Consider the following 20,462-nt stretch of genomic DNA (forward strand, 5'->3'; position numbering starts at 1 on the left):
GTAGTGTTTTGAGTGGGCGCTGGGCGCGTGAATGGTCGGGTCAGCCTTGCGGGGCCTGAGCTTTGCTGCCTGGCATGGGCACGAAGCCGGTGACCTCGAGGCCGTAGCCCGACATGGTGCCCAGCTTGCGCGGGTTCGACAGTACCTGCATCTTGCCGACCCCTAGCTCACGCAGAATCTGCGCGCCGATACCGTAGGTCTTGAAATCGACCGGGCGGCGTTTGAGCGCCTCTGCTTTTTCCTTCGAGTCGAACGCCTTGAAGACGTCGATCAGATGGTCTTTCGAATCGCCGCAGTTCAGCAGCACGACCACGCCGCAGTCGCGTTCGGCGATCTCTTTCATGGCTGCGTCGAGCGTCCACGAGTGGGTGGATTCGCCGACTTCGAGCAGATCCAGCACCGACAGCGGCTCGTGCACGCGCACCAGCGTGTCCTGATCCGCGCACGGCGTGCCGCGCACCAGCGCCAGGTGCGGCTGGCCGCTCGGCTGATCGAGATACATGACCGCGCGGAACGCGCCGTGAGCCGTTTGCATGGTGCGTTCGCAAATACGCTCGACGATCGATTCGGTCTGGCTGCGATAGTGGATCAGATCGGCAATCGTGCCGACCTTCAGGCCGTGCACCTTGCCGAATTCGATCAGATCCGGCAGCCGCGCCATCGTGCCGTCGTCGTTGATGACTTCGCAGATCACCGAAGCCGGCGTCAAGCCCGCCAGAGCGGTGAAATCACAGCCCGCTTCGGTGTGCCCGGCGCGCACCAGCACGCCGCCGGGCTGGGCCATGATCGGGAACACGTGGCCAGGCTGGACGATGTGCTCGGCCTTCGCGTCCGGCGCGACCGCCGCGGTGATCGTGCGGGCGCGGTCGGCTGCCGAAATGCCGGTCGTGACGCCTTCGGCCGCCTCGATGCTGACCGTGAACGCCGTGCCGTACTGCGTGCCGTTGCGGTACGTCATGAGCGGCAGGTTGAGCTGCTTGCAGCGTTCCTGCGTCAGCGTCAGGCAGATCAGCCCACGGCCGTAGCGGGCCATGAAATTGATCGCTTCCGGCGTGACGAAGTCGGCAGCAATGACGAGGTCGCCCTCGTTTTCGCGATCTTCTTCGTCGACGAGGATCACCATCCGGCCGGCTTTCAGTTCGGCGATGATCTCTTGAGTGGAGGCGAGCGTCATGGTGGCGAGATTTTCGGGAAAGCGCGTATTTTACGCCACGCGCGAGTGCAAGTCGCCTCCGACGGATGGCATAGGCCGTCTGGCCGACTGGAAATAGGGCGTCCGGCGTTGCTATGCTCGTTCAAACGATCAGCTTACGGACGCCGGAATCACGGAATCAGCCACAGCGCCCCGGCATAAATAACGAGCGACACGGCAAACGTAATCGCCGTATATCCCATCACACGCTGAATGCGGATGCCCGCAATCGCCACCACGGGTACCGCCCAGAACGGCTGCAGCATGTTGGAGACGTTTTCCGCCATCGCCACGCCCATCGTGGTACGCGGAATCGATGCATGCAAACCGAGCGCGGCGGGCAGCACGAACGGCCCCTGAACCGCCCAATGGCCACCGGCGCTCGGCACGAGCAGCGTGATGATCAGCGAACTCAGGTAGCTCCACAACGGCAGCGTAGCCGGTGTGGCGATCACCACGAAGGTCTTGGCGATGGTGGCCGCCAGCCCGGTGCCGGTCATGATGCCCATGATGCCGCCGTACATCGGGTATTGCAGCAGCATCGAACCGGTCTGCCGCGCGGCGCGGCGAATCGCATCGGCGTACGCAATCGGGGTGCGCTGCAACGCGAGTCCTACCAGCAGGAAAATCAGGATCGTCGTGTTGATGTCCAGTTCGAAACCCTTCGCGTGCCAGGTCATGGCCAGATAACCGACGCCCAGCGCCAGCAGGATCAGCGTGCCGAAGAGGGACTGTTCGGCACGCGCGGCGAACGAGGTGGGGTCGGCGTGGCGCGCATGAGGATCGTCGTCGGCACCGGCGCCGGCATCGCTTTGCGTGCGGGGCTGAGTGAACGCGACGACGTGTTCGGCTTTCGGATGAATCCAGATGAACACAGCGGTCATCACCACGACGACCAGCACCGTCGGAATGAAAACGAACGATGCGAACACGGTCTCGCTCAACGGAATGACCTGGCCCGTGGCTTTTTCCACCAGATTCAATGCATTGCCGTGCGATGCCTGCGACAACGCAATCGAACTCGACAAACCGCTATTGCAGATCGACCACGCCGAATAGCTGCCGGCGACGAGCCACGCGAAGTCCACCTTCACGCGCTTTGCGATTTCGCGCGAGAGCAGCGCGCCGACAATAAGCCCGAGCCCCCAGTTGAGCCACGCACAGATCCCGACGACCGGAAATACCAGCAACGCGGCCCGGGCCGGTGTCTGTACGCGGGCCGCCATGGCCCGCAAACCGCGCTGTACGACAGGCGCCTCGGCAATCGCATAGCCCGTCGCGAGGATCAGGATCATCTGCAACGCGAAGCCGAGAATGTTGAAGGTGCCGCCGTACCAGGAGGTCAGCAGCGTCGGCAGCGAGGCATGCGGCGCAAACGCGAAGGCCAGCAGACTGACCAGGACCGTCAGGCCAATTGAAAGCACGAACGGATCGGGCATGACCTGTTCGAATACATAAACAAGGCCACCTACGATGCCTTGCCGCGCTGCGGCTTTGTCTGTCGCGGCGTTATCGCGGCTGTTCTGTTCCATGGTCTCTCTCTCGATGTCGCGCGATCAGCGCAGTACCACCGGCCTCCGCTATGCGCGTGATCGGGGACCGGCTCGATGGATACGGTTGGCTCCCGCGCCAGGGCGGTAAGCGTGAGGACCGAACCATAATCGAATTCAAAAAATTATGCTTTTTCGCGTGACATTGGGGCGCTCCGTCGAGCGTACGCGTTCCGTTTCAACTGACCTTCACGGGCTTTCAGGGGGCCTTCAGACCAGTCTTCCGGCGAGCCGTTTCGCAACGCCGCTCGCCGAGTCGTCTCCTCGCATCTGTTGGAAAAGAGAGCGGGGCTTTTCTGCTTCGCGGCCGTCCAAAAACAACATCATGCGCCTCGCGGCTCATCACGGCATCACGCCGATCAGGCTTCCGTTTGCGCCGTGCCATCCGCACAGACCCTTAGCTCAAAAAAGCTTGACACCTAAATTATGGGCAAATAATCTGAATTCAGAATGTTGAATTCAGGTGATGCCGGCACAGGAGGTCTGTGCCGGACCCTCGCAAAATCATCGAAAAGGGTAACCCGTGCACGAAACAGGACAGGCCGCGCGCATCGTGAAGCCGGCGATTTCTGCGCTAGAAGATTCACCCATCATCGAGGTGTGGCGCCTCGGGATTGATCGTCCGGATGTGATCGGTTTGTGGGCCGGCGAGAGTGACCTGCCGACGCCGGGCTTTATCAACGAGGTAGCGAGCGCGGCGCTCGCGCAGGGCAAAACGTTTTACTCGCAGAATCGCGGCATCGCCCCGTTGCGCGCTGCGATTCGCGACTACTACGCGCGCCTGTGCAATGTCGCGATCGACGACGCGCGGATTTCCGCGACGTCTTCCGGCATGAACGCCGTGATGCTGGTCACGCAGGCGCTGGTCGGACGCGGTGACAACGTGGTGTGTGTGACGCCGTCGTGGCCGAATATCCTGCGCGCCATTTCGATCCTCGGCGGCGAGGTGCGCGAGATGCCGCTCGCTCACGATGAACGCGGCTGGTCGCTCGATCTGCAGAAGCTTTTCGCGCTGTGCGATTCGCGGACCCGCGCCATCTACTTTGCGTCGCCCGGCAATCCGACCGGCTGGATGATGGAGCGCGACGAACAGCAGCAACTGCTGGAGTTCGCGCGTGAGCGGGGCATTTCGATCATCGCCGACGAGGTTTACCAGCGCATTGTTTATGACCGCGTGTCTGCGCCGTCGATGGTCGAGATTGCCGCGCCGGATGACCCCGTCTTCGTCGTCAACAGTTTTTCGAAAGCATGGGCGATGACCGGCTGGCGCATGGGCTGGATGATCTTTCCGGAAAGCCTGACCGCCACCTTCGAGAAGTTGATCCAGTTCAACACGAGCGGCGGCCAGGCATTTCTTCAGGAAGCGGCGGCGGTCGCGCTCAACGACGGCGAGCCGTTCGTCAAATCTTTCGTGGAGCGCTGCCGTGGTGGCCGGCAGATCGTCCTTGATCGTCTCGCGCGGATGCCGGGTGTGCGCGTCGTGCCGAACCTCGCGTCGTTCTATCTGATGATCGAGATCGACGGCGTGACCGACACACTCGATTTCTGCAAGCGCGCGGTACTCGAAGCGGGGGTCGGGCTTGCGCCCGGCATCGCGTTCGGTGTCGAGGCCGCGCAGCAGATCCGGCTTTGCTATGCACGCAGCGATGCCAGTCTGCTCGAAGCGATGGATCGCCTCGCACCGCTGGTGAACTCGGTGGCGCGCCCTTCGGAGCGCTCCGGCTAGGCGACGCTGTCCCGCTGCTTTTCCTTTAACACCGCGTTTATCCCACGCCGGAATCCCAGAGGGGCCCGGCGCGGAGAGTGGCGCGCGCAATCAATCACAGGTCGAGGTCTCGGGCAGGCATCGACCGAATGGAAAGAGACATGACTCAACTTAAGGATAACTACGAAGGCTGGTTGATGTACCACTCGGTGGGCCTGTTCCCGGGCCAGGAAGAGGCCGTCGGCGGCGCGCTGGCGGATTACACCCGGCAGTGGTGCCGGCGTGACGGCTCGCGTTGGGAATACGGGCTGCACGCACGCGATCACATGTTGGGGCTCTGGTCGCGACTGATTCGCTGCGAAGCGGCCCATACCTTCGCGACGGAAAACGTGACCGAAGCGTTCGGACGTTTTGTTTCCGCGATCGGGCCGAGCCGGCTGCGCGGCAGAAAGGTGCTGGTCGCTGCCGACTGTTTTCCGAGCCTGCACTTCCTGCTGAGCGGCCTCGCTGCGCGGATCGGCTTCGACCTGGTCACGGTGCCGCTGCGTGCGGGCGCCTCCTATGTCGAAGACGACGACTACGTGACTCGCTGGGACGCAGAAGTCGCGCTCGCGATCATCACCTGGGTGACCTCGACCACCTCGAAGCGTGCCGATCTCACCCGGCTCGCCACGCATGGCCGGGCCCAGGGCAGCCTGATTGCCGTCGACATCACCCAGGCGGCGGGCGTGCTCGATTTCGATGTCAACTCGCCGCAGGTGGACTTCGTCGCCAGCACGGCGCTGAAGTGGCTGTGCGGCGCACCCGGCACGGGGCTCGCGTATATCGCGCCGCACCTGCTCGACGAACACCTTGCGCCGTTGTTCCAGGGCTGGTTCAGTCAGCCCGACCCGTTCAACTGGGATATCACGCGCTTTTCGCTCGCCCCCGAGGCCCGGCGTTTCGATAACGGCACACCGTCTTTTCTGCCTTATGTCGCGTCGACACCCGGCATCGAATGGTTGCTCGCGCAACCCGACGGCGCGGTACGTGCGCATAACCTGGCGCTCTCGCAGCGGCTGATCGACATTGTCGATGAACTCGGCTTCGCGCTGCTCTCGCCGCGTGCCGACGTCGAGCGTGGCGGCAGCGTGATGGCGCAATTGCCCATCGGCCAGGAGCCGGACGCGGTCGTCGGCGGACTGCGAGAGCGCGGCTTCGAGATCGACTCACGCGGACGCACGCTGCGCTTTTCGCCCGGGCCGTTGACGAGCGCCGCGGCACTCGACCGATTGGCGCCGGCGTTGCACCGCACAGGCAGCTAGCTGCGTCGAGCGGTTCCGGCAACGAGCTGTTTCAGATGACTCCAGCAGTGACCATGCGCTACGGGTGAGTTGGCGCGGCAGTGTGTTTTCTTATTTGAGGATGCTGTGAAAAAAATAATCGCTGTGATGGTGCCGGGACTGCTTTCGATCGGCCATGTTTACGCGCAATCGAGCGTGACGCTTTACGGGGTGGTCGATACGAGCGTGCTGTATCAGAACCATGCAAACAGTAGCAATGGGTCAGTGGTGCAGATGACCGATGGCGCGGTGAACGCCAGCCGTTTCGGCCTGAAGGGCACCGAGGATCTGGGCGGAGGTCTGAGCACCATCTTCGATCTCGAAGGCGGCTTCCAACCGAACAGCGGCGCGATGGATTCGGCGAACACGCTCTTTAACCGTCATGCCTATGTCGGCCTGCAAAGCAAATGGGGAACGGTGACAGTAGGGCGGCAGGACACGCTGTTCTTCACCGGGCTTGGCAATTACGATCCGCTCACGGTGGGCAACTACTACAACAACTCCTGGTACTTCTATCAGTCGGATGCACGCTACGACAGCATGGTGAAGTACGAGGGCACGTTTCACGGCCTCTATCTGGGCGCCAGTTACGGATTCGGCGGCCAGCCAGGCAGTATTTCGGCGGGCTCGCAGGCCGCGGTCGCGCTCAGCTATACGACCGGGCCGTTCTCGATTGGCGGTGTATATAGCCAGACCCATGCGCTCAATAACAAGACCCAGAATATCGCCGGGCTGGGGGCGTCTTATCAGATCGGCACCGCTACGCTCTACGCGGGTCTTTCTTATAACAACGACGGCAGCGGTCTCGCCGAAGAAGGGCTGACGGTGCAGCCGGTGACCGAAGGCACTTCGTCGGTGCGTCGTAAAGACCTTGGCTTCTTCACCGGCGGCGTGTGGTACGCGAGGCCCGATGTCGCGCTGACCGCCGCGTACTACTACGACGACATCCGCGACGCGTACGCGACGCCGGGCAACGACGGTCATCGTCAGACGCTGGCGTTTTTCGCGCAGTACTTCCTGTCCAAGCGCACGTACGTGTACGCGACCGCCGACTACAACAAGGTGAGCGGCGAGGCGGCGCTGGTGGAACTGCCCGGCGCGGACAACCAGTTCGAAGGCGGGATCGGTTTGCACCATTCGTTCTGATCAGGCGCACGGCTGCAATGCAGCCGGCGCATCAATCTGTCGCCAGACAATCTGACGCGCGTCGATGACGCGTGTCGATACTGTTCAAGGGAGTCTTCAGATGGAAGTTACACCCGCAACAAGCCGCGAAGCCGGTCTGGAGAAGGCGCTAAGCCAACGCCAGATCACCATGATCGGGATCGGCGGCGCCATCGGCACCGGACTGTTCATGGGTAGCGGCATCGCGATCGGCTATGCCGGTCCGGCCGTGCTGATCAGCTACGCGATTGCCGCGCTGATTGCGGTCATCATGGTATTCAGTCTCGCGGAGATGGCGGTCGCGCATCCGTCGGCGGGATCGTTTGGTACTTATGCCGAGATGTACCTGAATTCGTGGGCCGGTTTCGTCGTGCGCTACACGTATTGGGTGATCGAAGTCGTGGCGGTCGGCGGCGAGGCCATTGCGGTCGGCATCTATATGGGCTTCTGGTTCCCAGGGGTGCCAGTCTGGTGGTGGTCGCTTGCGTTCGGGGCGGTGCTGGTCTACGTCAACTGCCGCTCGGTGACGAACTTCGGCTCGTTCGAATACTGGTTTGCGCTGATCAAGGTCGTCGCGATCGTCGCGTTCATCGTGTTTGGCCTCGCGGCAATCTTCGGCTTGGGCAGCTTCGGCATGGCGGGCGGGGCGCATGGGGAACCGGTTGGTTTGCACAATCTGACGGGCCTGCCGGGCGGCTTCATGCCGCACGGATTCGGCGGTGTATGGATGGGCGTGCTGATGGCGATCTTCTCCTTCTACGGCGTCGAGGTGGTAGCCGTGACATCAGGTGAAGCACGCGATCCGCAGAAGGCCATCCCGCATGCACTTCGTTCGATGGTGCTGCGTCTGACGCTGTTCTATCTGCTCGCGCTCGGCATCATGATCACCTATCTGCCGTGGACCGAGGCGGGCGCGAAGATCGTGCAGCAGAGCCCCTTCGTCAAGCTGTTCGAACACGCGGGTGTGCGTCATGCAGCCGGGCTGATGAACTTCGTCGTGGTGACCGCCGCGCTTTCCAGCATGAATACGAACCTCTATCTGTCGTCGCGGATGATGTTCTCACTCGCACGCGGCGGCTTCGCGCCTCGCTGGCTGGGCAAACTGACCGCGCGCGGCACGCCTCTCGCGGCGACGCTGGTGTCGGGCGTCGGGGTGCTGGTGGCTGCGCTGATCTCGTTCATGAGTCCGCTCGCGTACAACTACCTGTTCGGTATCGCGCTGTTCGGCGGGATCATGGTCTGGATTGCGATTCTGGTCACCCATATCCGTTTCCGGCGCGCATGGCGTGGCCGCGAACTGCCGGTGCGCATGCCGTTCTTCCCTTATGCGCAGATGCTCGGCATCGTACTGCTCGCCGCCATCCTGATTACGATGGGTCTCGACACGAGCTTCTGGAATATCTCGTGGATTGTCGGCGTGCCCTGGCTGGTGCTGGTGTCGATCGTCTACTTCGTGTTCCGCAAACGGCTTACGACACTCTCAGGCGTGTCTGCCGGACGCGCATGATGTGATCCGCTCTGCGGGCGTGGGTCGTCGTGACACCATCGGCAACGGTTGCTTCTATCAGCACGGACTGCGTCCTCGCAGAGCGCGTTGCCAGAGGCGCCGGGTGCCGCGACGACGCTCGCCTGCACTCGCGCCAGAAAGCGTGTGACGGGCCCTGCAGGTACTGCTTGACTATCGCAGTCGTTCCCAATAATCTGAATTCAGAATTCGTAAATTGAGAGGGCTACCGTGGCACAGAACGACGACAAAGTAGTGAAGCTTCCGCGCCGAACTACGCTCAAACCGACCACGCTCACCGAAACGATTTATCAGGAAGTACGAGGCCGGTTGCAACGCGGTGAAATTGGCGCGGACCAGCGCGTGCTCGACTACGAAATCGCCGAGGAATTTGATTGCACACGTATGCCGGTTCGCCAGGCGCTGCTGCGACTCGCGAACGAAGGGTATCTGATCGGCACGACGCGCGGCTTCGTGGTGCCCACCATCACGACCGAAGACATTCACGAGATCTTCGAGATTCGCCGTCTGCTCGAACCCGCTGCTGCTGCAAGCGCCGCGGCGGTGCTGACCAGCGCGCAGGAAAGTGAGCTGAAGAAGGCTTATCAGCAGGCGCGCAAGGCGTACGAAAAGCGCGATGTCGAGCAGATGATCGCGGCCAATATCGAGTTCCGTTCAACCTGGCTCGCGGCGGTGCAGAACAGCCGCTTGCGCTCGACCATCATGCGCTTCGTCGATCACGCGCAGCAGATCCGGCTGGGCACGCTGACCAATCCCAACACGCAGAAGATCGTGGTCGACGGCATGCGTTCGTTGCTGGAAGCGTTTGTCGAACGCGATCCCAAGCTCATCAAGGTGGCGATGCTGGAGTTCATGTTGAACGCGGAGCAGCAGTATTTTGCGTTGCTCAACGGCGGCGATGCCCGCGACTGACGGCAGATCGACGTCACGCACCCTACAAAAAAGCTGATTCAGGAGACCGAGTGCACGATACCCCCATTCTTTCGATGCTGCGTGAAAGGCAACCGCTCGATCTGGTCTGGCTTTCGCTCGGCAGCACCGCGATCGCCGAGATTGCCGCGCAGCAACGGCCCGGCGCGATCGTGATCGACATGCAGCACGGTTTGTGGGACCGGCTATCGCTCGAAGCCGCGGTGGGCATCGCGCGCAACAGCACGCGCGTGATCGTCCGCTGTGCCGACGATTCGCCGAGCTCGATCGCCCAGGCGCTCGATGCCGGCGCGCACTCGGTGCTGATCCCTTTGATCGAAAGTGGCAGCGCCGCCGCCGACGCGGCCGCGGCCAGCCGTTATCCGCCGCAAGGTCTGCGCTCCGCGGGAGGCGTGCGTCCGTTGCTGCGCGGGGTCGAGGCGATGTTGGCCGCGAATGACACAGTGGCTGTCGGCGTGATGATCGAGACGGTGGCCGGTGTCGAACAGGCCAGCGCGATTGCCGAGGCGAAGGGCGTCGATTATGTGTTCATCGGCACCGGCGATCTCGCGATGTCACGCGGCGCGACGAAGCCGGGCACGCTCGACGACGATTGCGAGCAGGTGCGCCGTGCCGTGCAGGCAGCCGGCCTGCCGTGCGGCATCTTTACCTCCAGTGCCGCCGAGGCCGCGCAGCGCTTCGAAGCCGGCTATGCGATGGCGGTCGTTGCCAACGACATTGGACTCGTCAAAGGCGGTATCGCCGACGCGCGAGCGATGCTCGATCCCCGACACAGGCAAGCGCAAACCGGTACGACGCAACGGCGCGACTGACACGCGCGAGTTTTCCCCACGGCTTGACCCCTATGACCGCGAACAGGCTGCGAAACGACTTGTCGTTTTGCAGGCATTCGCACGGTCGTCGACTCAGGAAATATCGATATGGCTGAACGTTCGTTCAAGGCTGAAGTAGAAAAGCTGCGCACGCCCGCGGGCGAGGAGTTTCGCGGCGAAGGCATTCTTGGTGTGACGAAGGCGTTGTTGCAGTCGGGCGTGTCGTATGTTGCCGGCTATCAGGGCGCGCCGATTTCACACCTGATGGATGTGCTTGCCGATGCGAACGACATTCTCGAAGAACTCGGCGTGCATTTCGAAAGCAGCGCCAGCGAGGCGACGGCGGCCGCGACGCTCGCGGCCTCCGTCAACTATCCGTTGCGCGGCGCCGTAACGTTCAAGGCGACGGTCGGCACCAACGTGGCGTCGGATGCGCTGGCCAATCTTGCATCGGGCGGCGTGACGGGCGGCGCGCTGATCATTGTCGGCGAAGACTATGGCGAAGGTTCCAGCATCATGCAGGAGCGCTCCCATGCATTCGCGATGAAGTCGCAGATCTGGCTACTGGATCCACGGCCCAACCTCGCGTCGATCGTTCACGCGGTGGAGAAGAGTTTCGAGCTGTCCGAGGCGAGCAATACGCCCGTGATGTTGCAGATGCGGATTCGCGCGTGTCACGTGCATGGCCGCTTCATTGCGAAAGCGAACGTACGGCCGGCATTCACGCTGAAGGACGCGATTGAGAATCCGGTGCGCGATGTGAGCCGGATCGTGTTGCCGCCCGCCAGCTTCGTTCATGAAGAGGAAAAGATCCAGCGCCGCTGGCCGGCGGCCATCGATTTCATCAAGCGTGAGAAGCTGAATGAATTCTTTGGCAATGCCGAAGGAGAGGTTGGCATCGTCACGCAAGGCGGCATGTACAACACGTTGATGCGTGCGCTCGAACTGCTCGGTCTCGCCGACATCCACGGAAACACGGATGTGCCGGTCTACGTGATGAACGTCGCCTATCCGCTGGTCGACGACGAAGTACGCGGTTTCTGCGAGAACAAGCGTGCGGTGCTGATGATCGAGGAAGGGCAGCCGGAGTTCGTCGAGCAATCGGTCAACATGATTCTGCGTCAGGCGGATCTCGATGCCCGCGTGCACGGCAAGGACCTGTTGCCGCGCGCCGGCGAATATACGCCGGTCGCGCTGATGAAAGGCCTGCTCAAGTTCTTCGAGCAGTACTGGCCCGATTGGAGTGGGCGCAAGGGCTTGCCGCAAGGCGTGCTTGCCGCCATTGCACCGCAGCGGCCCGTGCCGGTGCCGGTCAATGCGCAGCACGCCGTAACAACCGAGCCGCCAACCGGGACGTCCATCACGCAGACGGCCGTTGCCGAACCGAAGGAGCCACTGCCAGCGCCCGAGTTGCACCCGCGCCCGCCATCGTTCTGCACCGGGTGCCCGGAGCGGCCCATCTTCACCGCAATGAAACTGGTGGAGCGGGAGCTCGGCCCGCACCACGTCAGTTGCGATATCGGCTGCCACCTGTTTTCGATCCTGCCGCCGTTCAATATCGGCGCGACGACGATGGGCTACGGGCTCGGCTGGGCAGGCGCCGCGGCCTTCAATACGGGCGAGACCCAGAAACGCACCATCAGCATGATGGGCGATGGCGGCTTCTGGCATAACGGGCTGACGAGCGGCGTCGGCAATGCCGTGTTCAACAAGAGCAACAACGTGCTGGTGATCGTCGACAACGGTTATTCGGCGGCGACGGGCGGCCAGGACATTCTTTCGTCACGCGCGCCGAACCGGATTCGCGCGACCAACAATCCGATCGAGACGGCGGTGCGCGGAGTCGGCGTCAAATGGGTGAAGACACTCACCCGCACCTATGACGTGGCGAAGATGCGCGACACGCTGCGCGAAGCACTGACGACCCCGCAAACGGGTCCCAAGGTCATCATCGCGCAGTCCGAATGCATGCTGAACCGCCAGCGCCGTGTCAAACCGCTGGTCAGGAAACTGGCGAGTGAAGGCAAGCGGGTCGTGCGCGAGCGCTTCGGCGTCGATGCCGATACCTGCACCGGCGATCACTCATGCATCCGCTTGTCGGGTTGTCCATCGCTGACGGTCGCAGATAACCCCGACCCGATGCGCCGCGAGCCGATTGCGGCGGTGCTGAACAGTTGCGTGGGATGCGGCTTGTGCGGAGAGGTGTCGCATGCCGCCGTGCTGTGTCCGTCGTTTTACCGGGCTGAAGTCGTCACCAATCCGACCCGCTGGGACAGGCTGTCGGCGCGGCTCGCCAATGCGCTGATCGGCTGGTTGCAACGACGCGTGGCGTCACGGGAGATTCGCTATGTCTAAATCCATGCGGCCAGTCAGCGTCGCGATTCTGGCGATGGGCGGCGAGGGCGGCGGTGTGCTCGCGGACTGGATCGTCGATCTCGCCGAACACGAAGGTTATCCGGCACAGACCACATCGGTGCCCGGCGTCGCGCAACGCACAGGGGCGACGATCTACTACGTCGAGTTCTACCCGCACGCGGTCGATATCCACGACCACGTGCACGAACCGGTTCTCTCTCTGGTGCCGATGCCCGGCGACGTCGACGTCGTGATCGCGTCCGAGTTGATGGAAATGGGTCGCGCGGTGCAGCGCGGACTCGTCACGTCGGACCGCACTACGCTGATCGCGTCGACGCACCGCGTGTACTCGATGACCGAGAAGACCTCGATGAGCGACGGGCGCGTCGATCCGAAGCCATTCATCAAACAGGCGGAGGGGGCCGCGAAGCATTTCGTACGGGCCGATTTCGCGCAGATCGCCGAACAGAACGGCAGCGTGATCAGCGCCGCGTTGCTGGGCGCGCTGGCCGGCTCAGAGGTGCTGCCGTTTTCGCGCGAGCAATTCGAGGCGGCGATCCGGCGTGCCGGGGTGGGCGTCGACAGCAGCCTCAAAGCGTTCGCGGCGGGCGTCGAAACCGCGCGGGCGTCGTACCGGAACGACGGCGGTGCTGAAGAAAGCACGCAGCGAAACGGCGCGGCGGGGGCGAAGCCCGGCGCGTTGCCGCCCGCTCCCGATGCTGCAGCGAACCCTGACATCGTTGCGCTCGAACGCCGTATCGCAGGCGAATTTCCCCGCTACGTGACGGACGTTCTGAGCCGGGCGGTGCGCCGTCTCGCCGACTATCAGGATGCCCGTTACGCTCACAGTTATCTCGACAAACTGAAGCCGCTGCTCGCTGTCGACGGCACTCAGGATCAGCCGTCCGACGCCGACACGCTGCTGTCCGAAACGGCCCGCCATCTGGCGCTGTGGATGTCCTATGAAGACACCGTGCGAGTGGCCGAACTGAAGATTCGCGCGACCCGTTTCACCCGGGTACGCGACGAAGTGAAGGCTCAGCCGGAGCAGGTCGTTCACATCAACGAATTCCTGCATCCGCGTGTCGATGAAATCGCCGATACGTTGCCGGCGGCGCTCGGCCGCTGGCTACTGCGGCCGGGCATGTTGCACAACCTCGTGAAGCGGATGACGTCGCGTGGCCGCGTCGTCAGGACGACGTCGCTGCGAGGCTTCCTGATGTTATATGGCGTCGCCTCGCTGCGCACGATCAGACGGCGTTCACTGCGCTTTGCCAACGAGCACGCCGAGATCGATGCATGGCTCGCGCGAGTGCAGGGCTTTGCTGCCACCGACTACGCGCTCGCGCTCGAAATCGCACGCAGCCAGCGGCTCGTCAAAGGCTACGGCGACACGCACGCGCGTGGCATGCGCAATTACCGCAAGCTGGTTGCCGTGTTGCCCGCCATCGCGAGGACCGCGACGCCGGCAGCCCGATTGCGCACTCTCTGCGAAGCCGCGTTAGCCGACGAGGCTGGCGAAAAACTCGATGCATTGCTGGACGCTCTGCAAAAGAACGATCTGGCGAATGTGCGGCACGCAGCCGACACGGAGAGTCGCGCGAGCGATCTGCTGATGGCGTCCACCACCCGTTAGCAGCGCGGTACACAAGCTTCCTTCATTCAAAGCCGGACAACCCAATCGGAGACACTTCATGTCGACTGTTCTTCAGCAACTGGCGAGCGCATTAGGTCAGGGCACTGTCGAAGTCATTGACCTCAGCCAGACGCTGCAACACCGCACGCCGATTATTTCGTTGCCGCCGCAGTATGGGCAGAGCGCGCCGTTTCGTCTCGAAGAAATCTCGAACTATGACGAACGCGGACCGGGTTGGTACTGGAACAACTTTTCCTGTGGCGAGCACACCGGCACGCATTTCGATGCGCCCGTGCACTGGGTTACTGGAAAGGACTTTCCGGACAACACGACCGATGCCATTGCGGTGCGCAACTTCATTGCACCGGCGTGCGTGATCGACGTCTCGGAACAGGTGAAAGCGAATGACGATTATCTGCTGACGATCGCGGACGTTCAGGCGTGGGAATCGACGTATGGGCGGATACCCGCCGGTGCGTGGGTGCTGATGCGTACCGACTGGTCGTTGCGCACCGACCCCGCCGCCTTCATGAATGCGCGCGAGGACGGCAGTCACACGCCGGGGCCGCATCCGGATCTGCCGGCGTTTCTCGCGCAGGAGCGCGACGTGATCGGTTGGGGATCGGAAGGCGTCGGCACCGATGCCGGCCAGGCTCATGCATTTTCACGACCGTTCCCGTGTCACTCGACCATGCATGGGAATAACAAGTTTGGTCTGGCGAGCCTCGTCAACCTCGATCGTCTGCCCGCAACCGGCGCGATGCTGATCACGCCGCCGCTGAAAATAGTGGGTGGGTCGGGCAGCCCGTGCCGGGTGCTGGCTCTGGTTGAGCGTTGACGGTTGTGGGTTTTGCGGAACGTGCTTTAGTTCGGCGGTGGTTGGCTGGTGTGTGAGGTGGAGTGCATCCACTCTACCTGGCTCGCGATCTCGCAGAAAAACCATGCGCCGAGAGATATCGCCGATCCCGCCGATCCCGTCGGGCGGAGATATCAGAAGAAACGCCACAGCGAGAAGCGCTCGATACGCAGCCTGCATAGGCACAGCAACCGCTCCCGGTTCGACGCCTGGGCATACCAGGTGCGCGACGGGCAGGAGCGGTACATCGAGCGGCGCAGGGCTTTTATTGCGCGGCAAGAGCGTCATGCCGAAAGGCCTGTTGCAATGATTCCGCTCAGGCACACGCGCATTGCGGCCGCCGCACCCTTGACGTGTTCTCGACTATCAATGCACTGGACACGCGCGATGTGCGACTCGTGATCCTGCGTGGTAAGGCTGGTACTTCGAATACGCTGTCGAGCCCAGCCGAGTTCGAAGCGCTGTTTTATCACTCCGGCTCACGTTGGACGCTCAGACGTTCTTCCCGAGCGTACGTTCAGAGCCGGGCTTCCATTTGAAAAGCTAACCAGCTTGCGTTATTTCTTGAAAAGTATTTTCTGATTTTTCTAAAAAATACCCAATAGAGCGACTTACTTTCATTGAAGTAATTTGCGGGTATTCAAGTCAACCGCTGCAACCTTGTACAGGTAAAAATTCGAGAGACTCTCTCTTTGGATTTTCCATACTTTGGATAGCGCTGCAAAGCGGTCCGCGATTTTGCGATCTCTTGCGCTCCCGACTATGAGCGGTAGTCCGGGCGTTAGCGCTCGGGCGGCGTGCAACTTCCTGATCGACGTTTGAGCAATAAGTTTTGCTTATAGCGCGCTCGGAATTCTTATCATTTTCCTTCCATCTCAAAACAACTATCATGCCGAACTCGGATCGTTAGACCGTCTTTGCGCGTGACGCGGCATCGAATTTGAAAGACTGTAGTGAGGTGCAGATGAGTGCTTCTCTTGCGTGAATCTATTAAGTTGTACGACTCAGCTTCATGAATTTCTGGTGCGAACAACAGAAATCTGTCGCCATCTAGCAAAAGGCACACTCGGGTACGGCGAGATTTTCGGGGGCGTTAGTTCTCACTTCTGGTGAGCAGGTGGCAGGGCAATTTCATCCGGGTTTGCTGTCGCGTCGTGAACGCACACGCAATTTAGTGGCGGGAGCCGCCTGCGCGTTTAAGTTTTTGATCCGCGTATCACAAGCCGGTCGAGATTCGAATTGCGAGTTTCCGAAAGCCGAGGCGGATAAATACGGGATGAGTTTTTGCGTTCCCGATCAATAAACCCTGACGGTCAGCTTCCACTCGGCCTTCGATATGGCTTGTGTCCGGGCGGGAATCTCAATGAGTACCTGAATACGTCAACTCGCCGGCGCTGAGTGCTCCGTGTGGCCTTCGACTTCCGATCGCGTGAAACATGGGAGAGCGGTTTCAAAGGTTCAGAATCGTCTAATCGTGGCCGTTTATGATCCTCATGAAAATAGATGAAATCGTCTACTCCAGTGGACCGCAGGGGTGCTAATTGCCGCAATTTGTCGCGAAAGGTTGGAGTATGTCTGAGCTTGTATGGGGTGCCATAAGGGAGGACAGAGTCGGATTCGCATTTCAGCCGATATGCCATTCAGGCGATCGTAGCGTCATTCTGTATCACGAGTGTCTGGTCAGGTGTAGGGATGAAAATTATCGTGTGGTGCCGCCAGCTGAATTTATTCCAGATCTGGAAAGGAGCGGGGAAGTTCGCCTTTTTGATCTTCATGTATTTCGGCACGCCGTGGCTTTACTCGGCGAACATCCCCACATTACGTTGGGTGTAAATGTCTCAGCGTTGAGTGCGGTTGACGATCATCTATGGGGTTCTGTGTTTCTTTGGCTGTCTGACAGGCCGGAAATCGCTCATCGACTTGTTGTGGAAATTACGGAAACCGTTCCTGTTGATCCAGTGGGGGCGTGGGCGTTCGCGCGAAGCCTGCGGCAGGTTGGATGTCGTGTTGCGGTGGATGATTTCGGCGCCGGCTATTCATCGCAGGCGGCAACGGCCGTGGAACATGTCGATATAGTCAAAATTGATGCCTCATTCATTAATGGGGCTCGGCGCAATGCGGATGCGTTGTGCCGATTCGATTCCATTCTTGCGTCGGCATTAAAGATCGCAGATTGCATTGTCGTCGAGGGAGTCGAAAATGAGGGCGATCTCTCGTTAGTTCGTCGCGCGGGCATTGATTGGGTGCAGGGCTACTACTTTGGTAGACCGTCTTGCAAAACGCTTCCTTTATATATTCAAGAAAATAGGCATTCCTATTTTAGGGAAGGGCATTAGGCATGTTCGTGCGAGAGGCGGTGGCGGTGAGATGACGCGAATTCTGTTGGTGGAAGATGACGAGGCCCATTCTTCGGCCGTGGATAAATCATTGCAGTCATCAGGCCACGAGATTTCCCGGGTGGGGGATGGCGAAAAAGCTGTTGAGTTTCTGACGGAAAACCTGGTAGATCTGATTATTCTTGATTGGAATCTGCCAAAAATGAGCGGACTCGATGTGTTGCATTGGATACGCGCTCATTTAGGAGGTGGTCCGGGGGTTCTCTTTCTGACTAGCAAGCTTCTCGAGGTCGATATTGTTACGGCGCTCGAAGCGGGTGCCGATGATTATGTTGCAAAGCCGTTTCGGCTGGTCGAACTGTCTGCGAGGGTCAATGCGTTGTTACGCCGCAGCAAACGGGACGATGCTTCACAACGTATCTTGCGAGTTGCGGATTATGTTCTGGATCTGAATGAGCGCAGCGTATTGTTTGGTGGAAAAAATATCGGCTTGACTGCGAGAGAGTTTGAGTTGGCCGCTTGCCTTTTCGGCAACCTGGGTCGAATTATCTCTCGTGATTTGTTGGCCAAAATCGCGTGGGGGCGAGAACACGAGATCGCATCGAGGACTATCGACACACACATCTACCGGATTCGCGGAAAGCTTCAGCTCAACCCGAAAAACGGACTGCGCCTGTCTACGGTTTATACCCGTGGTTACAGGCTCGACGAAGTCGTCGCGACTGATGTGGTTGGTGATGTGGATGGATGAGCGTCATTTTTTCGGGACTCGGCAATACGCTTAAGAGAATTAGGGTTACTGTGACAAATGTTCAGAATGCCATGATGCATCGTCTTCTACTATCCGTTGCATATAGGCATTTCTCCAATTTTTTGTTGCAAAAAGGGAATGCCTTTTGTGATGTTCTTTTGCTCTTGATTTTCACAGATTGTAATGAACAACCTGGATGTGTGTGATCTCGTATGGGGCGCATTAATAAAAGATGACATTGAGATCACGCTCCGGCCCATATATCGATGGCTAAATCGTAATGCGATCCGATACCACGAATGTCTGGTCGCATGTCGAGGCGCTGACGGGCGCGAGATGTCAGCGGAAGAATTCGTTCCCGCTCTGGAGGAACGCGGGCTGATTCGATTGCTGGATCGTCATGTATTCCGGCGCGTTGTGACTTTGCTCGGTGAGCAGCCTGAACTGGTCGTGGAAGTGAAGGTGTCGGCATTTAGTGCGGTGGCCGATGTGTCGTGGGAGGCTATTTTTGTTTCTCTATCGGATACGCCAAACGTTGCGCATCGACTTGTGGTGGTGATTTCAAACGCTGCGTCAGTTGATATGTCGCTGGTTTGGGCATTCGCTCGTCGCTTGCAGCAACTCGGATGTCCGGTCTCGGTTTCATGAGGTCGCAGCAGTAAATAGCGAGGGTTCATTTATTCGTGGTACTGAAATTGAAATGTGCGCAGGGTCGCCATTTCGATTCGATTTTTTGTGCGCGCTTTATTCTGTCCTGAATCTGGGTATTTTTGTTTAGATAATTTAGGTAAAAACGCGGTGTCGGGATTGTCACTGGATTGATGGTTGTCAAATTATAAGGATGACTATCTGATATTTAGATTGACATTGAAAATACAAATAATCGTTCGATAGCGAATGTTGCTTATTGGCGAGATAAAAAAACTTGGATTGGATAGTATGAACAGAGCGTATCGATCGATTTGGAACCAGGCCTTAGGCACGTGGGTTGCCGTATCGGAGCTGGCCTCCGCGCGAGGGAAACCGGGGAAAGCGAAGCTGCTTGGTGCTGTCACGCTGGCCGCCGCGTCTTTAGTGCATAGTCATGCCGCGTATGCGCAGGCCTCGCCTGGTTCCCTGGATGGCGGTACCGCTTCCGACGTGGCTGGTATTGCAATAGGACCAGCGGCCTTGGCAGCAGGAGCAGGAGCAACGCGTACTGCCCTTGGCTCCGCCTCTGGTGCAGGTGCTATTGCAATAGGGTCATCGGCCTCGGCAATCGGGATTAACTCAACTGCAATTGGCGCGAATGCTACCGTCGGAGTCGGCTCGTCCGAGGCCTTTGGTGCATTCGCGAACGCGGGGGGAGTCACCGCAGTCGCGGTTGGCACTAGCGCTAGTGCTACGGGTGCAATCGGCTCCTCGGCTTTTGGATCATCGGCGAGCGCGACAGGAGGTAACTCATTAGCGGCTGGGTCATCGGCTTCGGCTAGCGGGGTGACTGCGACCGCGGTGGGGAGTCGAGCCACCGCCAGCGGAAGTGCGTCTCTTGCGATTGGAGTCACATCGACGTCATCGGGAAGTGGAGCAACCGCGATCGGGCAGAGTGCTGTGGCCGGTCTCAATGATACAAACGCTATTGCGTTCGGTACTAGCGCTTCAGTCGCTGCTGGCACAACGGCTTCCGCTGCCACAGGCGCTATTGCGTTTGGCGCGAGCGCTTCGGTCGCTTCCACTGCCGCAAACGCTATTGCGTTCGGCGCGAGCAGCAGCGCCAGCTACGCTAACAGCGTGGCGATTGGCGCGGGCAGCGCCACCGGGGCAGTTGCACCGACGGGCACGGGCTACCTGACGGGCACTACGGCGCCGCTTTCCGAGGTATCGGTGGGCAACTCTACCGCGTTGCGCCGGATCACCAACGTGGCTGATGGCTCAGCGCCGCAAGACGCGGTCACCGTGTCGCAGTTGAGCACCGGCATGAGTACTACGGCCAGCAGTATCTCGAGCTTGTCGACGGGAGTGGGTTCGCTTTCGACAGGTCTGGCTACGACCAACAGCACGGTGGACTCGCTGTCGACGAACCTGGCCACGACTAACAGCACAGTGACATCGTTGTCGACGGGAGTGGGTTCGCTTTCGACAGGTCTGGCTACGACCAACAGCACGGTGGACTCGCTGTCGACGAATCTGGCCACGACCAACAGCACAGTGACATCGCTGTCGACGGGAGTGGGTTCACTTTCGACAGGTCTGGCTACGACCAACAGCACGGTGGACTCGCTGTCGACGAACCTGGCCACGACTAACAGCACAGTGACATCGTTGTCGACGGGAGTGGGTTCGCTTTCG

15 protein-coding genes are annotated in these 20,462 nt (G+C 60.3%); 13 read left to right on the forward strand and 2 right to left on the reverse strand.

The features are described 5' to 3' along the window. Positions 1-40: 40 nt before the first annotated feature. The gene (ribBA, locus tag LMG28727_RS29565; protein WP_201645871.1) at positions 41-1,174 is read right to left on the reverse strand and encodes a bifunctional 3,4-dihydroxy-2-butanone-4-phosphate synthase/GTP cyclohydrolase II; all 1,134 of its coding nucleotides are present in this window, start codon (positions 1,172-1,174) and stop codon (positions 41-43) included. Positions 1,175-1,323: 149 nt separating this feature from the next. Continuing rightward, positions 1,324-2,724: a TIGR00366 family protein gene (locus LMG28727_RS29570; RefSeq protein ID WP_201645872.1), complete on the reverse strand. Its 1,401-nt coding sequence runs from the start codon at positions 2,722-2,724 to the stop codon at positions 1,324-1,326. Positions 2,725-3,265: 541 nt separating this feature from the next. Here LMG28727_RS29570 and LMG28727_RS29575 point away from each other — a divergent pair. The 13 genes from LMG28727_RS29575 to LMG28727_RS34950 form a co-directional block, all read left to right on the forward strand. After that, positions 3,266-4,468 (forward strand): pyridoxal phosphate-dependent aminotransferase, encoded by a 1,203-nt coding sequence (locus tag LMG28727_RS29575; RefSeq protein ID WP_201645873.1) that lies wholly within the window; start codon positions 3,266-3,268, stop codon positions 4,466-4,468. A 140-nt stretch (positions 4,469-4,608) separates the two neighbouring features. Next, complete coding sequence (locus LMG28727_RS29580; protein WP_236592464.1) at positions 4,609-5,751, forward strand: aminotransferase class V-fold PLP-dependent enzyme; 1,143 nt, start codon at positions 4,609-4,611, stop codon at positions 5,749-5,751. A 105-nt stretch (positions 5,752-5,856) separates the two neighbouring features. Next, positions 5,857-6,915, forward strand: a complete 1,059-nt coding sequence (locus LMG28727_RS29585) for a porin (protein ID WP_236592466.1) — start codon at positions 5,857-5,859, stop codon at positions 6,913-6,915. Positions 6,916-7,015: 100 nt separating this feature from the next. Next, entirely contained in the window at positions 7,016-8,440 is a 1,425-nt protein-coding gene (locus tag LMG28727_RS29590; protein WP_201645875.1) for an amino acid permease, read from the forward strand. Positions 8,441-8,668: 228 nt separating this feature from the next. Then, positions 8,669-9,370, forward strand: a complete 702-nt coding sequence (locus LMG28727_RS29595; protein ID WP_201645876.1) for a GntR family transcriptional regulator — start codon at positions 8,669-8,671, stop codon at positions 9,368-9,370. A gap of 50 nt (positions 9,371-9,420) precedes the next feature. Continuing rightward, positions 9,421-10,200 carry an HpcH/HpaI aldolase family protein gene (locus LMG28727_RS29600; protein ID WP_201645877.1) on the forward strand — a complete coding sequence of 260 codons (780 nt, stop codon included), beginning with the start codon at positions 9,421-9,423 and terminating at the stop codon, positions 10,198-10,200. Positions 10,201-10,308: 108 nt separating this feature from the next. Further along, positions 10,309-12,555 (forward strand): thiamine pyrophosphate-dependent enzyme, encoded by a 2,247-nt coding sequence (locus tag LMG28727_RS29605; RefSeq protein WP_201645878.1) that lies wholly within the window; start codon positions 10,309-10,311, stop codon positions 12,553-12,555. Continuing rightward, complete coding sequence (locus LMG28727_RS29610) at positions 12,548-14,191, forward strand: indolepyruvate oxidoreductase subunit beta family protein (RefSeq protein ID WP_201645879.1); 1,644 nt, start codon at positions 12,548-12,550, stop codon at positions 14,189-14,191. Before LMG28727_RS29605 ends, LMG28727_RS29610 begins: the two co-directional genes overlap by 8 nt. A 58-nt stretch (positions 14,192-14,249) precedes the next feature. Next, on the forward strand, positions 14,250-15,029 hold the full coding sequence (locus LMG28727_RS29615; RefSeq protein WP_201645880.1) for a cyclase family protein: 780 nt from the start codon (positions 14,250-14,252) through the stop codon (positions 15,027-15,029). 1,589 nt (positions 15,030-16,618) lie between these two features. Further along, the gene (locus LMG28727_RS29620) at positions 16,619-17,383 is read left to right on the forward strand and encodes an EAL domain-containing protein (protein ID WP_201645881.1); all 765 of its coding nucleotides are present in this window, start codon (positions 16,619-16,621) and stop codon (positions 17,381-17,383) included. 31 nt (positions 17,384-17,414) lie between these two features. Continuing rightward, the gene (locus tag LMG28727_RS29625; protein WP_201645882.1) at positions 17,415-18,134 is read left to right on the forward strand and encodes a response regulator transcription factor; all 720 of its coding nucleotides are present in this window, start codon (positions 17,415-17,417) and stop codon (positions 18,132-18,134) included. A gap of 183 nt (positions 18,135-18,317) precedes the next feature. Beyond that, positions 18,318-18,782, forward strand: coding sequence for an EAL domain-containing protein (locus tag LMG28727_RS29630; RefSeq protein WP_201645883.1), 465 nt, complete (start codon positions 18,318-18,320; stop codon positions 18,780-18,782). 291 nt (positions 18,783-19,073) lie between these two features. Beyond that, the coding region (locus LMG28727_RS34950; protein ID WP_456238549.1) for an ESPR-type extended signal peptide-containing protein at positions 19,074-20,462 on the forward strand (1,389 nt) is incomplete at its 3' end.

It is taken from the genome of Paraburkholderia metrosideri (assembly GCF_904848625.1).
Taxonomy (GTDB): domain Bacteria; phylum Pseudomonadota; class Gammaproteobacteria; order Burkholderiales; family Burkholderiaceae; genus Paraburkholderia; species Paraburkholderia metrosideri.

Bases quoted from the DNA above. Each gene is read 5' to 3' on its own strand.
- ribBA (WP_201645871.1), bottom strand. From the start codon at position 1,174: ATGACGCTCGCCTCCACTCAAGAGATCATCGCCGAACTGAAAGCCGGC.
- LMG28727_RS29570 (WP_201645872.1), bottom strand. From the start codon at position 2,724: ATGGAACAGAACAGCCGCGATAACGCCGCGACAGACAAAGCCGCAGCG.
- LMG28727_RS29580 (WP_236592464.1), top strand. From the start codon at position 4,609: ATGACTCAACTTAAGGATAACTACGAAGGCTGGTTGATGTACCACTCG.
- LMG28727_RS29590 (WP_201645875.1), top strand. From the start codon at position 7,016: ATGGAAGTTACACCCGCAACAAGCCGCGAAGCCGGTCTGGAGAAGGCG.
- LMG28727_RS29605 (WP_201645878.1), top strand. From the start codon at position 10,309: ATGGCTGAACGTTCGTTCAAGGCTGAAGTAGAAAAGCTGCGCACGCCC.
- LMG28727_RS29610 (WP_201645879.1), top strand. From the start codon at position 12,548: ATGTCTAAATCCATGCGGCCAGTCAGCGTCGCGATTCTGGCGATGGGC.
- LMG28727_RS29615 (WP_201645880.1), top strand. From the start codon at position 14,250: ATGTCGACTGTTCTTCAGCAACTGGCGAGCGCATTAGGTCAGGGCACT.
- LMG28727_RS29620 (WP_201645881.1), top strand. From the start codon at position 16,619: ATGTCTGAGCTTGTATGGGGTGCCATAAGGGAGGACAGAGTCGGATTC.
- LMG28727_RS29625 (WP_201645882.1), top strand. From the start codon at position 17,415: ATGACGCGAATTCTGTTGGTGGAAGATGACGAGGCCCATTCTTCGGCC.
- LMG28727_RS29630 (WP_201645883.1), top strand. From the start codon at position 18,318: ATGAACAACCTGGATGTGTGTGATCTCGTATGGGGCGCATTAATAAAA.